11 protein-coding genes are annotated in these 14066 nt (G+C 73.4%); 4 read left to right on the top strand and 7 right to left on the bottom strand.

Going from position 1 to position 14066, the window contains the following annotated elements:
• Positions 1–917 (top strand): CoA transferase (locus tag ACFY3L_RS18620; protein ID WP_389324945.1); only part of this gene is annotated, 917 nt, incomplete at its 5' end.
• A 130-nt stretch (positions 918–1047) separates the two neighbouring features.
• On the opposite strand, the gene ACFY3L_RS18615 is transcribed toward ACFY3L_RS18620, so the two are convergent.
• Positions 1048–2403, bottom strand: a complete 1356-nt coding sequence (locus tag ACFY3L_RS18615; RefSeq protein WP_389324942.1) for a condensation domain-containing protein — start codon at positions 2401–2403, stop codon at positions 1048–1050.
• Between the two features lie 196 nt (positions 2404–2599).
• On the opposite strand from ACFY3L_RS18615, the gene ACFY3L_RS18610 reads away from it, so the two are divergent.
• Positions 2600–3763, top strand: a complete 1164-nt coding sequence (locus ACFY3L_RS18610; protein ID WP_389324939.1) for a monooxygenase — start codon at positions 2600–2602, stop codon at positions 3761–3763.
• 47 nt (positions 3764–3810) lie between these two features.
• Here the strand turns inward: ACFY3L_RS18610 and ACFY3L_RS18605 are convergent, their stop codons facing one another.
• The 4 genes from ACFY3L_RS18605 to ACFY3L_RS18590 all read right to left on the bottom strand — a co-directional run bounded on the left by ACFY3L_RS18605 (position 3811) and on the right by ACFY3L_RS18590 (position 6898).
• A complete protein-coding gene (locus ACFY3L_RS18605) occupies positions 3811–4794 on the bottom strand; it encodes a universal stress protein (RefSeq protein WP_389324936.1) in 984 nt (327 codons plus the stop codon).
• 105 nt (positions 4795–4899) lie between these two features.
• A complete protein-coding gene (locus tag ACFY3L_RS18600) occupies positions 4900–5253 on the bottom strand; it encodes a GlsB/YeaQ/YmgE family stress response membrane protein (RefSeq protein ID WP_389324933.1) in 354 nt (117 codons plus the stop codon).
• Between the two features lie 80 nt (positions 5254–5333).
• The gene (locus ACFY3L_RS18595) at positions 5334–5867 is read right to left on the bottom strand and encodes a YciI family protein (RefSeq protein ID WP_389324930.1); all 534 of its coding nucleotides are present in this window, start codon (positions 5865–5867) and stop codon (positions 5334–5336) included.
• 23 nt (positions 5868–5890) lie between these two features.
• Positions 5891–6898 carry a histidine kinase dimerization/phospho-acceptor domain-containing protein gene (locus ACFY3L_RS18590; RefSeq protein WP_389324927.1) on the bottom strand — a complete coding sequence of 336 codons (1008 nt, stop codon included), beginning with the start codon at positions 6896–6898 and terminating at the stop codon, positions 5891–5893.
• Positions 6899–7012: 114 nt separating this feature from the next.
• Here ACFY3L_RS18590 and ACFY3L_RS18585 point away from each other — a divergent pair, with 114 nt between their 5' ends.
• Positions 7013–8248, top strand: a complete 1236-nt coding sequence (locus ACFY3L_RS18585) for an ROK family protein (protein WP_389324924.1) — start codon at positions 7013–7015, stop codon at positions 8246–8248.
• A 420-nt stretch (positions 8249–8668) separates the two neighbouring features.
• On the opposite strand, the gene ACFY3L_RS18580 is transcribed toward ACFY3L_RS18585, so the two are convergent.
• A complete protein-coding gene (locus ACFY3L_RS18580; protein WP_389324921.1) occupies positions 8669–9919 on the bottom strand; it encodes an aminotransferase class I/II-fold pyridoxal phosphate-dependent enzyme in 1251 nt (416 codons plus the stop codon).
• A 23-nt stretch (positions 9920–9942) separates the two neighbouring features.
• Positions 9943–12984 carry an EAL domain-containing protein gene (locus ACFY3L_RS18575; protein ID WP_389324918.1) on the bottom strand — a complete coding sequence of 1014 codons (3042 nt, stop codon included), beginning with the start codon at positions 12982–12984 and terminating at the stop codon, positions 9943–9945.
• Positions 12985–13780: 796 nt separating this feature from the next.
• Between ACFY3L_RS18575 and ACFY3L_RS18570 the strand changes: the two genes are divergently transcribed.
• On the top strand, positions 13781–14066 hold a 286-nt coding region (locus ACFY3L_RS18570), incomplete at its 3' end, for a hypothetical protein (protein WP_389324915.1).

The following is a 14066-nucleotide window of genomic DNA, read 5'->3' as shown; positions in this document are numbered from 1 at the left end:
GCCCGCTCGGGCACGCCACCAGCACCGCGACCGGCCCGCTCGGGCACGCCACCAGCACCGCGTCCCGCCCGCTCGGGCACGCCACCAGCACCGCGTCCCGCCCGCCCGGGCGCGCCGCACCGACCGGCACCGCGGCCGGGCGGGCGGCCGACACCGGTGCGCGGGCGTCGCTGCCGGCCGCCGGGATCCGGGTCCTCGACCTGACCCGGGTCATCGCCGGTCCCGTCGGCACGCGGATGCTCGCCGCGCTCGGCGCCGACGTCCTGCGGGTCGACCACCCCGCGCGGCCGGAGCTGCCCGGGCTCGCCGTCGACGGCGTCCTCGGCAAGGCCAGCGCGCTGCTGGACGCCGGCGAGGACCCGGCGGCGCTGCACAGGCTGCTGGACGGTGCCGACGTGCTCGTCACCGGGTACCGGCCGGGCGCCCTCCGCCGGCTCGGCCTGGACGCCGACCAGGTCGCCGAGCGGCACCCCGGCACGGTCGTGGTGACCCTGTCCGCGTGGGGCACCGGCGGTCCGTGGGGCGCGCGGCGCGGCTTCGACAGCCTGGTCCAGGTGGCGACCGGGATCGGCTGGCTGACCAGGGACGCGTCCGGCCGGCCCGGGGCGCTGCCGTGCCAGCTGCTCGACCACGCGACCGGGTACCTCGTCGCCGCCGGAGCCCTGGCCGCCCTCGCCGAGCGGGCGCGCACCGGGGTCGCCGCGCACGTCGAAGTGTCCCTGGCCCGGACCGCCGCCTGGCTGATCGGTGCGCCGCTCGGCGGGGCGCCGCCGGTCGAGACGCCGGTCGCGCCGTACCTGGTGCCGCTCGGCAACGGCTGGACCGGCGTCGCCCCGCCCGGCGCGCTGGACGACGTGCCGCTCAGCTGGCCCCGCCTGCCCCCGTCCTACGGCACCGCCCCCGCCGCCTGGGCCTGACCACCTCTCAAGGCGGCCGCGACGGACCGCGCCGCGCCAGCCACCGAGTGCCCGGCCGCCACGAGCACACAGCCGCCACGAAGACCCCACGCCGGCCGGCACCGAGCGCGTCGGGTGTCGGCGAGCGCGCCTACAGCACCGCGGCGGCCTTCGACGCGAGCTCATCCATCGCCTGCAGGACCGCCGCGGCGGACGCCGGGGTGACGTGGGCCGTGTCCAGGTACACGGTGAGCCGCAGCGCCTCGGCACCGTCGCTGGTCGCGTCGTCGACGTGCACGAACAATGGCTCGAACGTCGGCGCCTCCTGCGCGGCCACCCACCGGAACGCCGCCGGTGCGTCGGGGGCGGGGCCGGCGCCGCGGCGGTCGTTGAAGTAGCAGCCGAGCTCGATCGGCGCGCCACGCTCCCGGCCGACGCGGTCGACGAGGTCGGCCATCTCCGCCTGGTGGAAGTACGCGTACTTGTACGCCGACATCGCCGCCCTGCCCGCGCGAGGTAGCAGGTCCTCGAACGGGCCGTCGCCGACGTCGATGCGGAACAGGCCGGCCTGCGCGAGGGTGCAGACGACGTCGGCGAGGCCGGGCCTGAACCGGTTGCTGGTGATCGGCCGGATCACGACCGGGTCGACGCCGAGGACGTTGTGCAGGGCGGCCGCGTACAGGGTGAGCAGGACCGTCGCGGACTCGACGCCGCCGCGGTCGCTGATCGCCCGCACCGCCGCCGGCAGCGACGGGGAGGTGAGCTCGCCCTGCCGGTACCGTGGCGACACCACCTCGGCCGGAGGCGGGAACCTGACCGGGTCGACGTCCCGGAGGATCCGCTCCCAGTGGCGCTGGGCGTGCTCGTTGTGCCGGCGACCGGCCGGTGACGTCTGCCATCCGGCCTGCGCCAGTGGCTGCAGCCCGGCGACCGGCGTGGCGGTGCGGGCGGCGACCTCGGTCATCATCGTGACGGCCCCGGCGGCGTCGGTGACGAAGTGGCTCACCAGCAGCACCACGTGGGTGAGCCGGCCGCCCCGCCGGACGACGGCGTACCGCACCGGCCACTCGGCGGCGAAGTCCATCGGCGTGTCCCTGAGCCGTTCGTGCACGGCCGCGGCGACCAGATCCGCGGCGCCGGCGGCGCCCATGTCACCGGCGCCGGCGGCGCCCATGTCACCGGCGCCGGCGGCGCCCGTGTCGTCGTCGGCGTCGTGGACCTCGACCGTGAGCTCGCCCGACGCGTGCACGACCTGTTCGGGGTGGCCGCCGGCGCCGGTGCGCACCCTGGTCCGCATCGGCTGGTAGCGGCTCATCAGGTAGCGGACCTCGTCGACGACCTCGTCGAGCGTCGTCCCCGGCGGCAGCGGCCGGACCCCGCCGAGCGGCAGCCAGGTGCCCTGCTTGACGATCGCCGACCAGTTCTCCAGCTGCCCCCATGACAGCGGCCCGGTGCCGGAGCCGTCGCCTTCGAACCGCACGACCAACCGTTCCGGCGCAACAACCATCGCCGGCCCTCCTCAGTTTTCGACTTTCGGCGGCAAAGTTTCCACATCGTGCCGCAAGAAGTCCTCATCCACCATTGCCCATCGAGTCGATTGACCCGGAGGGGCACTATCAGGGAGAACCCCGGATGTGCCGCACGAATCCGGAGAGAATCATCGACATCGATTCAATACCGGCGTCGTCCACGGGGAGGCAACGATGAAGAAGCTGGTCGCGCTCGCGGCGGTGGTCCTGCTCGCGGCGTGTGGCGGGCCGAAGGACACGGTGTCGGCACCCTCGACCCCGCCGGCCGGCGCACCGGCGAGCGGGGCGCACAGCGGGCACTTCTCCGCCCCACCCGCCGAGCCGCTGCGGGCCGGGGAACGCTTCCAGAGCCTGTCGATGCCGGCGTCGTACACGCCGAAGGCACCCAACGGCGGCACCGACGAGTACCGGTGCTTCCTGGTCGACCCGAAGCTGACGAGCGAGGCGTACCTGACGGGCAGCCAGTTCCTGCCGCAGAACGCCGCCATCGTGCACCACGCGATCTTCTTCCGCATCGCGCCCGGCTCCGCCGACGAGGCCCGCAGGCTCGACGCCGGCACGCCCGGCGACGGCTGGACGTGCTTCGGCGACTCGGGCGTCGAGGGCGACACGTGGGTCGCGTCCTGGGCGCCGGGCGCCAACGAGACGCTGCTCGCGCCCAACCTCGGCTACCCGATGCCGCCCGGCAGCCTCATCGTCATGCAGATCCACTACAACCTGCTCGCCACCGGCGGCCAGGCGGGCGGCGCGGACCAGTCGAGCATCCGCCTGCGGCTCAACGACACCACCTCGGCGATGACGCCGCTGCAGACGTCGCTGCTGCCGGCGCCGATCGAGCTGCCGTGCACGCCGGCCGAGTCAGGCCCGCTGTGCGACCGCGCCGCGGCCGTCACCGACGTCGGCAAGCGCTTCGGCGAGGAGGTCGGCGGCCAGGCCGACCGGCTGCTGCAGCTGTGCGCGAAGGGCGCCCCGCCGGCCGCGGGCCCGACCCAGCACTGCGACCTTCCCGTGCCGCGCCGGTCCACGGTGTACGCGGTGGCCGGCCACATGCACCTGCTGGGCCGCTCCATCAGGATCGAGCTCAACCCCGGCAAGCCGGGCGCGCAGACGCTGCTCGACGTCCCCCGGTACAACTTCGACGACCAGGCGATCCATCCCCTCGCCAAGCCCGTCGTCCTGCAGCCCGGCGACACGCTGCGCGTCACCTGCACCCACGACGCGGCCCTGCGCGGCCAGCTGCCCCAGCTGAAGGGCACCGCCCCCCGCTACGTGGTCTGGGGTGACGGCACCAGCGACGAGATGTGCCTCGGCCTGGTCATCATGACGCCCAGCGCCTGACCTCGGCGGGTTCCAGCGCCGGGGCCATGCCGGGGCCATGGAGACGGTCACACGCTGCGGGTGACGAGGACCGGGCTCGCGGCGTGGTGGACGATGAGCTGGGTGCGGGGGTTGGGCCGGGGGTTCTCGAACCAGCTGTCCCGGTGCGCGCCCAGGACGAGCAGCAGGGCGGAGTCGGCGGCGTGGGTGAGGGCCTCCACGACCGGCTCGTCGGACCCGACGAAGGTGGCGTCGACGTCGTCGTGCCCGCGCAGCCACGGGGCCAGCTCGGCCTGGACGGCGGCGTGCGGCCGGGCCCGCCCTGCATGCAGGGCGACCATCGGGACGTGCCGGGACAGGGCCTCGTCGTAGGCGAACTCGAGCGCGCGCCAGGCCGACGGTGAGCCGTCGACGCCGACCACGACCGGCGCGGTGCCCGGCCGGGCGGTCATCGGGTCGGCGCCGGGGCCAGCCCGGTCCGGACACGGCCTGCCGTGAGCGTGCCGCGCGCCGCGGCGCGTGACTGCGCCGACCGGCCCGTACTGCATCTGACCGCCCCCGGGCGCGACGTAGCGAGCCCCGCCACCGAAGTGCGGTCGCATCTCCGGGAGTTCCCATCGGCTGGTTTCGGGCAGCTCGGGGGTCGGGGGTCCGGCCGCGTCCTCGGGGATCCAGAGCTCGCCGCGGTTGACGACGAGGACCGGGCAGTGGGCGTACGCGGCGAGGGAGGCACCGACCGACGAGTCCATCAGGCCGCCGTCGTGCGTCCTGCCGCCGATCGCCACCAGGCTCGCGTACCGGGACTGCTCCTGCAGGACGCGGCCCGGCCGGCCGCCCACCGTGACCGTCTCCACCGAGATGCCCGGCTGCCAGGCCCGGGCGTCGGCGGCCGCGTCCAGGACGATCCCCTGTCCGTCGGCGTGGCCTTCCCAGGTCAACGCGTGCACGATCCGCAGCGTCCGGCCGTGCCGGGCAGCCTCGTCGGCGGCCCACCGCACCGCGCCAAGACTCGCCATGGACCCGTCGACGCCGGCGACCACTGGTCTGTCCATGCATCCAACTTCCCTCGCGGGACCGGCATCGACCACCCCTCCGGGCGAGGAAAACCAGCCCCGCCGGGTGTGGCGCCGGCGAGCAGCCGACCGTCCCGGGCCGGCCTAGTCCTCGGCCTTCTTGCGGCGGCGGGGGCGGCTGGGGCGCTTGCGGGGCTTCGGGTTGCCGGAGGCGAGCCTGGTGTAGGTCAGCATGTTGGCCAGCCCGATGCCGATCGTCGCGAACAGCACCTGGATCCCCAGCTCCCACCAGCTCCACTCGATCTTCCAGAGCTTCACGAGGGCCTTGTCGTCGACGTTGAAAAGCTCGGCGACCAGCGTGCCAAGCAGGGCCGCGCCCACGCCGATGAGGAACGTGATGAACAGGCCGATCGACTGGCGGCCCGGCAGGACCAGCCGGCCGAGGACACCGATGAGCAGACCGATCGGGATCGCGCTCAAAAAGTCGTTGATGTGCATGGCACCCGCGCTCCCCTCGCGTTGAATCAATCGACCGGCACCGTACACGTCCGCGGCTTGATCCGCAGGGGTGGGAGCCGTTACCGGCGGCCGCCCATCTGCCACGGGTGGATCTCGACCTCCTCGTAGCCGCCGGCCAGGAAGCCGGCGTCGGCCGCCGGGGCCTCGACCAGCACGGCGGTGCCGAGCCAGCCGCCGTCGTCGTGCGAGAACAGCTCGCCGCGGGCCAGGGTGCCGGGCCTCGGCGCGGCGGCGGCCGAGGGGGACGTGCCGGGGGTGGCGTGGCCGATGAGCAGGAAGCCGGAGCCCGCGCCGGAGGCGTGCTGCCACATGGTGCCGCCGAGGGTGTCCTCGTACCGCAGCAGCAGCACGGGATCGTAGACGCCGGCCCGGTAGTTGGGCTCGTCGAACGCGAACGCCCGCGCGGCGGCCAGGTCCGGCAGGTCGACGATGTGGATGCTGCCGGTCGCCTCGGTGCGGTCCTCGCTCAGCGTCGGGCCGCGGGCGGTGAGCTCCTTGACGTAGCCGTCCATGTACGCCCAGTGCTTCTCGAGGAGCTCCTCGCGCAGGGGCCCGGTGCCGGGGACATCGATGCCCCATACGAAGTGCAGCATGGTGCCGCAGTCTTCCATGCGTGTTAACCGGGCAGATGCGCGGCCAGCACCGTGGCGCCTTCCTGGTCTGTGTCGGTGGTCAGCCGGCCGCCGTGCCGGGCGACGATGGCGCGGCACAGCATCAGCGCGGTCGAGTCGTGCCGGACGCCGTCGCCGGTCGCGGTGGAGGTCGGCAGGGAGGACGTGAAGAGCCGGTCGCCGCCGCGGCCGCCGATCGGCACGGTGACCCGCCAGCCGCCGCCGGTGGCCGCGACGCCGACGGTGAGCAGCGCGCCCGGCTCGGCCGCGGCGAGCCCGATCCCGATCATGGCGTCGACCAGCCTGCGCAGCAGCGCCCGCTCGCCCCGCACCGTGGCGTCGTCGTCGGCGTGGGCGGTCAGGTGCACGGCGGCGGCCGTCGCGGCACCGGTCCAGCCCGGCAGCGCCTCGGCGACGATCTTCTCCAGTTGCACGTGCTCGCCGGTACCGGCGGGAGCGGCGTTCTCGATCCGGGCCAGCTCCGTCACGTTGTCGATGAGGCCGAGCAGCCGTTGCGCGTTGCGGGCGACCGCCGCGACCGGCGCGGCGAGGGGGTCCGGCTCGGTCACCTCCTCGCCGAGCAGCTCCGACATCGCGGCGATCGACGTGACGGGGGTGCGCAGCTCGTGCGACACGGCGGCGGTGAACTCGGCCTTCATCGCGACCAGCTCGGCGAGGGCCCGGTTCTGCCGGCGGAGCCTGGCGCGGTCGGCGATGCGGTGCGACACGTCCCGCAGCACCAGGCAGCGCCCCTCGTGCGGGGTGCCGGGCAGCAGCGGCTCGCTCCAGCTCCACTCGACGACCAGCCCGGGCCGCGGCGACCAGCGCCCGCTGTCCCCGGCCGCCATCGCCGCCGCGACGGTGTCGCCGACCTTCCTCCCGGTCGCCTGCTCGCCGAGGAGGTCGCGGGTCGCCTGGTTGGCCACGACGACGGTGCCGTCGGCGCTGGTGACGAGCAGCCCGGTGCCGAGCTGGTCGAGCGCCGCCGCCAGCAGCTCCGGATCGACCGTCATACCTTTGACCCGCTTTTCGTCGCTTTGTCCTCCTTAGCGAGTTTAAGTGATGGCCACCCGACCGCGAGTGGCGATTGACACCCGCCGACGGACGCCCATACGGTTCGAGCCACCATGACGCACCTCGGCGGATCGTCCAAGCTGCTCAGGGCCATGAACGACGCGGCGGCCCTGAGTCATGTCCTCGAACGCGGCCCTCTCACGCGCGGTGACCTGCGTGAGCTCACCGGCCTGTCCAAGCCCACGATCTCCGAGGCGTTACGCCGGCTCACCGAGGCGAAGCTCGTCACGGTCGTCGGCTACGTCAGCGCCGGCCCGGGACCCAACGCCGAGGTGTACGCGGTGAACCCCGACGCGGCGTACTCCGTCGCGCTGTCCGTGCGCGACCGGACCTTCGGTGAGCCGTCGGACTCGTCGCTGCCGGCCGTCACGGCCGCGGTCACCGACCTCGCGGGCGCCGTCCGCGGCCGGCTCGACCTGGCTGTGGACTTCACTCGTACCGACCCCGTCTCCGCCGTCGTGGACGCCGTCCAGGACGTGTGCAAGGAGGCCAGGATCGCCCCCGACCCCGTCGCGCAGGTGCAGATCGCGGTCGCCGGCTCCTTCGACCCGCGCACCGACGTCCTGCACCACGTGGAGGTCCCCGGCTGGAGCCGCCCGGGGCTCATCGACGACCTGCGCCGCCGCCTCGGCGTCCCCGTCGGCGTCGACAACGACGTCAACCTGGCCGCCGTCGCCGAACGCGCCCACGGCGCCGGCCGCGACGCGGAGAGCTTCGCCCTGCTGTGGCTCGGCGAGGCGGGCCTCGGCCTCGCCATCGACCTCGGCGGCACCCTGCTGCGCGGCGCCCGCGGCGGCGCCGGCGAGATCGGCTACATGCCGATGATGCTGCCCGGCGTCACCGGTGGCCGCGGGTTCACCGGCCGCGTCGACTTCCAGGACCTCGTCGGCGGCGGCGCCGTGCTCGACCTCGCCGCCGAGTACGGCATCCAGGAGGACACCGCCGCCGGCACCATGGCCGCCGCCGTCGCCCGCGCCGCCGACCGCGACGACGCCGCCCGCAGCTTCATCACCACGCTCGCCGGCCGGATCGCGATCGGCCTGTCGGCCGTCGTCGCCGTCCTGGACCCGCCGCTCGTCGTCATCGGCGGCGAGGTCGGCCAGGCCGGCGGTCCCGTCCTGAGCACCGCGGTCGCGACCGCCCTGGCGGAGGCGGCCCCGCTGGAGACGTCGATCGCCACCAGCACCCTCACCGACGACGCCGCCCTCCTCGGCGCCCAGGAAGCCGGCCGCTCCGCCGTCCGCGACTCGATCCTCGCCACCCTCCGCCGGCCTGATTCCCGCCGGTAGCCTTCGGCTACAGCTCACCTCCCCACCGCTGCCGCGGCGGGGCCCGCCGGGGGATCCTCACCCCGGACCCCCAATGCGCCGCTGCGCGGCGCACAGCCGCGCGTGCCGCGGGCTGGAATCCGCGTGCGCGGCATACCGTGGCCGGCCGCCGCGGTGGCTGGGCGGGCTCCATGATCCGGAAGACTTTTCGTCGCTCTGGCGACAAGAACTCTTCCGGATCATGAAAACCCCAGCACCGAGTCGGGGGCCACTCCCTCCGGTGTCGGACATTCCGGGTCTGCAACGGAAGGTTCACAGCGCTGAGCCGCCACACCTGCCCGCTCCCATGATCCCGTGCGGTTCCGGCAGCCAGAGCTGCCGGAACCATTCGGGATCATGGAGGCGCGGCGGACGACCACCCGGTGGGGCGGAAATACAGCTTCAGCTGGCGCTGGACTCGCGGGCGGACTGGAAGACGTCGGCGGCGGCCAGGTCGGTGATGGCGGCGTTCAGCTCGTCGATCTGGGCGTCGGTGTTGGCGGCCGTCACCTGCACGCGGAAGCCCACCTGGTCGCGGGGCACGCCGGGGTACGGGGCGAGCGTCACGAACAGCCCGCGGTCCCACAGCTGCTCCGACACCTCGACCAGGTCGCGGTCCAGGGCGATCGGCAGCTCGATGATGGGCGTGTCGTCGACGTTGGGGGTGAAGATGCCCAGGTCGCGGACGTGCCGCAGGACCCGGGTGGACATGCGGTGCAGGTCGGCGCGGAGCTTGTCGCCGCGCTCGGCGTTGACGTCGAAGCCGGCCAGGACGGTGGCCAGGGACGCGGTCGGGGACGGGCCGGAGTACAGGTACGGAGCGGCCGACGCCTTCAGGCGGTTCTTCAGCACGGTCGGCACCGCGAGGAAGGCCAGCAGCGACGAGTACGCCTTGGAGAACCCGCCGACGAGCACCAGGTCGTCGTAGGACTCGCCGAAGTAGCGCACGATGCTGTTGCCGCCGGAGCCGTATGGCGACGTCTCGTCGGCGGTGCGGGCGCCGATGACGCCGAAGCCGTGCGCGTCGTCGACGTAGAGCACGGCCCCATGGGCGCGGCACAGCTCCAGGTACTGCGAGATGCGCGGGATGTTGCCGGTCATGCTGTTGACGCCGTCCATGCAGACCAGGACCGGCCTCGGCAGGTCGGTGGCGAGCAGCGAGGCGAGCTCGTCGAGCGTCTTGAACCGTTTCAGCGTCGCGCCGAGGCCGCGGGCGTGGACGCAGCCGTCCCAGATGGTCTTGTGCGCGCGGGCGTCGACGAGCACCGTGCCCTGCTGGGCCAGGACCGGGATGACCGACAGGTGGATCTGGGTGATGGTCGGCAGGACCAGCGTGTCCGGGGCGCCGAGGAGGTCCGCGAGGCGCTCCTCGATCCGCGGGTACAGTGCCGGGTTCCCCAGCATCCGTGACCAGCTCGGGTGCGTGCCCCAGCGGCGCAGCTGCGACTCCACGGCGTCGATGATCTGCGGCTCGAGGTCGAAGCCCAGGTAGTTGCACGACGCCCAGTCAGTGAGCCAGTGGTCCCCGACGCGGATGCGGCGGCCGTCGATCTCGTCGATGACGGCGTCGTAGTAGCGACTGCTGGCGCGCAGGTGGGCGATGCCGCTGAACCGCGGGTCGTCGTCGACAGCGGCGGCGAGGTGTTCGAGCACAAGTCCTCCGAGGGCCGTGGTGCTTAGGCCGCCGTCCGACTTCCCCGTTGAAGCCCCGACGCTTCCTCCAACAACCATTGACTCGCGTCACCGTAGCTCAACGGGCGGGAGAACAAGTAACCCTGCCCGAGATGGCAACCCATCGTCACCAGAAGATCGCGCTCAGCCGCCGTCTCGATTCCTTCAGCTACAACCTGCAGTTGCAGAATCACTGCGAGCTGCACGATCATGTCGACGACGGCGTGCTGCTCCGCGGAGGACGCGATCGTGTCGATGAAGCTCTTGTCGAGCTTCAGGACGTCGACCGGCAGCCGGCGCAGGTAGGACAGCGACGAGAAGCCGGTGCCGAAGTCGTCGATGGCGATCCGCACGCCGGCCTCGCGCAGCGCGGCGAGTTCGGCGGCGACCTCGCCGTCGTCGTGCAGCAGGAGGCTCTCGGTCATCTCCAGCAGCAGGCTCGCCGGCGGCAGGCCCATCCGGTCGATCTCGTCGAGGACCCAGCGGGCGAAGCCCTGCTCCCGGCCGCGGAACTGGCGGGCGGAGACGTTGACCGACACGTACACGTCCTCGCCGGGGTGCAGGAGGCGCCACTGCGCGGCGGCCTCCACGGCGTTGCGCAGCACCCACGCGCCGAGGGGCACGATGAGGCCGCTCTCCTCCGCGACGGAGATGAACTCGGCCGGCGGCACCATGCCGCGGGTCGGGTGGTTCCAGCGGACGAGGGCCTCGAAGCCGTGCGTACGGGCGTCGCCGATCGCCACGATCGGCTGGAAGTGCAGCAGGAACGCGCCGTCGGCGATGGCCCGGTCCAGGTCGGCGCGCAGCTTGTGCCGCTCGACGACGGCGCTGTGCAGCGACGACTCATAGCGCCGCCAGCGGTCCTTGCCGGCGTCCTTCGCGACGTAGACGGCGAGGTCGGCGTGGCGCAGCAGGTCCTGCGCGTCGGCGGCCTCCGCGGTCGTGGCGACGCCGATGCTGGCGGTCGCGGTGACCTCGCCGTGCGGCAGCTCGAACGGCGTGGCGAAGCTGGCGAGGACCTTCTCGGCGACGCGTTCGACGTCGGCGGCGCTGCCGGCCCGCCGGACCAGGGCCGCGAACTCGTCGCCGCCGAGCCGGGCGACGGTGCCGGCCGCGCCGTAGGAGCCGTCGACGGCCCGCAGCGCCTCGGTGAGCCGGTTGCCGACCGCGACGAGCAGCGCGTCGCCGGCACCGTGGCCGAGGGTGTCGTTGACGACCTTGAAGTCGTCGACCTCCATGATGAGCACGCCGACGGTCGCGCCGCTCTCCGCGCCGGAGCTGACCGCCTCCTGGACGCGGCCGAGGAACACCTCCCGGTTCGGCAGGCCGGTCAGCGCGTCGAAGGTTGCCCGCTGGTACAGCTCCGCCTGCAGCCGGCTGCGCTCGGTGACGTCGCGGAGGGTGACGACGACGCCACCGACGGTCGGCTCGCCGCGCAGGTCCCGGAACGTCGCCTCGACCAGCGCGGGCCGCCCGTCGGCGCCGACGACACGCAGGTCCTCGCCGGGCCGGTCGACGCCGCGGGTGCGCAGCTCGTGCAGCCGGCGGTCGACCTCGACGACGCTCTCCTTCGCGAACGCCATCGGCAGCGGCGTGCCGTCGAGCTCGTCGCTGCCGAACAGGGCGCGGGCGGACGGGCTCGCGTAGCGGATCTGGTCGTGGTCGCCGACGATGAGGATGACGTCGGCGGTGTTGAGCACGAGGGTGCGGAAGTACGCCTCGCTGTTGCGCCGGCCGATCTCCTCGCCGAGCGCGATCCGCTCCAGGGCGAGGGCGGCCTGGGTGGCGAGGATCTGCGCGGCCTCCTGCACGCCGACGAGCGTGACCTCGTCGGCGGCGACGTACAGCGCCCGCCCGGACTCGCGGCCCTCCACCGGCGCCAGTGGGCAGCACAGCGTGACCTCGAAGTCGCCGAGCTCCTCGGCGAGCGACGCGTCGAGCTTCCGGGTGTACGGCATCGACACGGCACCACCGGTCGCGCCGGCCGGTTCGCCCGTGTAGCCCGGGTCGCTCCTGGGCGCGAGCACGACCCGGTGCGGCCGGCCGAGCGGCAGCAGCTCGGCGATCGCGGTCCGTACCGTCGCGGTGACACCCGGCTCGTCGGTCGCCATGAGCAGCGCCGCACCGGCCCGGCGCAGCCGCCGCTCCCGCTGCGCTGCCCGCCGCTGGACGTTGATCGCGCGGCCGAGGCGCAGCAGGACCATCCCGGACAGCAGCACCGACGAGCCGGCGATGACGGTGGCGTCGTGGACCTCCCCGCCGCGCATCTCGAAGTACAGGACGCACGGCGCGATGAACAGGGACAGGCCGAGCACGATCAGGCGGCCGAAGTGCTCCTCGCCGGCGCGGTGGACCTTGGGCTCGGTGAGCTCCCGCATCGACGGGTGCAGCGCCGCGAAGCCCCACAGGACGTAGAACGTGGCCCAGCCCAGGTCGACCGGGCCGCCGGTCTCCCAGACGCCGTTGAGCTGTTTCAGCCCGTACCCGACGTCGGCGCTGAGCAGGCCGATCCCGCCGGCGGCCAGGAGCAGCAGCGCGGAGCCACGCCGCACGGCGGTGATCAGCCGCGCACCGACGGCGAGCACGAGGATGTCGGCGAGGGGGTAGGCGATGGAGATGCCCTTCTCCAGCACCGACAGTGCGGGATCCTCGACGTACGGCCGGATCAGGAAAATGTACGACAGCAGCCCGAGCCCGGCGGTGACGGTGACGGCGTCGTAGAGCCCGTTCGGGTCGCGGCGGGCGACGCCCATGCGGATCAGCCCCACCATGGCGGCGGCGATCAGCAGGTAGACGGCGAGGTAGAAGGCGTCGGCGACGGACGGGAAGCCGCGCCGGTCCAGCACGAGCGTGAGGACGTCGGCGATGAGGTCGCCGGTGATGAACGACGCGACGGCGCCCGCGAGCAGGAACCACGGGGCGCGGCGGCGGGGCTTGTGGAGGTGGACGCCGGTCAGGATGGCCGCGACGCTGGTGAGGCCGATTGCCGACCACAGGATCAGGTGCAGCGCGGGCAGCGCGAAATTGGCCGCCACAAGGACAGCCATGATCCCGCAGTAGCCGGCCAGCACCCTACGCGGCGACACGCATCCCTCCCGACCGTTACGGTGGCGGCCCCGACGCTACCCAGTGACACCCGTAAACACCCCATCGGCACGGGGCAGGTCCCATTTAGGCTTTTTGGCGAGGGGAGCCATCGGCCTGCCCTCACCGTAGATTGTTTGCTGCCTAATGAGGAATACCTTGCAAGGACATGTCATCATGGCCTGACCAGCCGCTTTGCGGCAATCGAGCGCTTTGCGGAGTTCGTCGCACACCCACCCGTACACGGTGCGATCACCGCCTCTACGGTCCGCATCCGTGCACGAATTCATTCACTTCATTCGGCAAAAGGTAACTTTCACGCCATATTCGCCCCCGGCCGGCGCGCGGAACCCAGGCCGCGGCGAGGCCGAGCGGCCGCGACGAGCAGCGCCGGCTGTGCCTTGCCGCGGATGCCGCAGGTGTACGAGACGACGCCGGCCCGACTGCGCCACCCAGCGTGACCACGAGAACGGCCCGGGTCCAGCCGACCGCCACGCCCAGGGGCGAGGACGGCGATGCGCACGACCAGCGCAGCCGCCCGTCCCGCGGCGTCGCCCGGTAGCCGGGTCCTGCTCGACCGGGGCTGGAGCGTTCATGGACGGCAGGCGGAGCACGAGGAGGGCACCGCACAGGCAGGCGCCGACGCTCCCCCAGCCGGCCAGGGCGGAGCCGCCGGTCGGGAGCAGCGGCGCCGGGTACTCTGCGCAACCAGCCCGGCCGCGTCGACCCGCCCCGGCACCCGCACGAAGCAGTCCATCCGTGGGCCGTGTGATCGAAGGACGACCCTGGCCGCCCGGACGGCCGCTCGACGACTTCGATCACGAGGCCCTGCACACCGAGCGCGACGAGCCCGCCGTAGAACAGCGCCCCGATCGTGTCCGGCAGACACCCCAGATCGCGAACCCGGCGGCAAGCACCCGCACGCCCGGTGCCGCCCACCAGTCCACACACCGCGACCGCGACGCCTGCGGCACTCCCACCGCGACGAGCGCGCCACAGCCGGGGAACCGGTCGGCGAGCACGCCGGCCGGCACCTCGGCAAGCG

It is taken from the genome of Dactylosporangium sp. NPDC000521 (assembly GCF_042898305.1).
In the GTDB taxonomy this organism is placed as follows: Bacteria; Actinomycetota; Actinomycetes; order Mycobacteriales; family Micromonosporaceae; genus Dactylosporangium.
The sequence above is the reverse complement of the archived record's forward strand: the minus strand, read 5'-3'. Positions and strand labels throughout refer to the sequence as shown.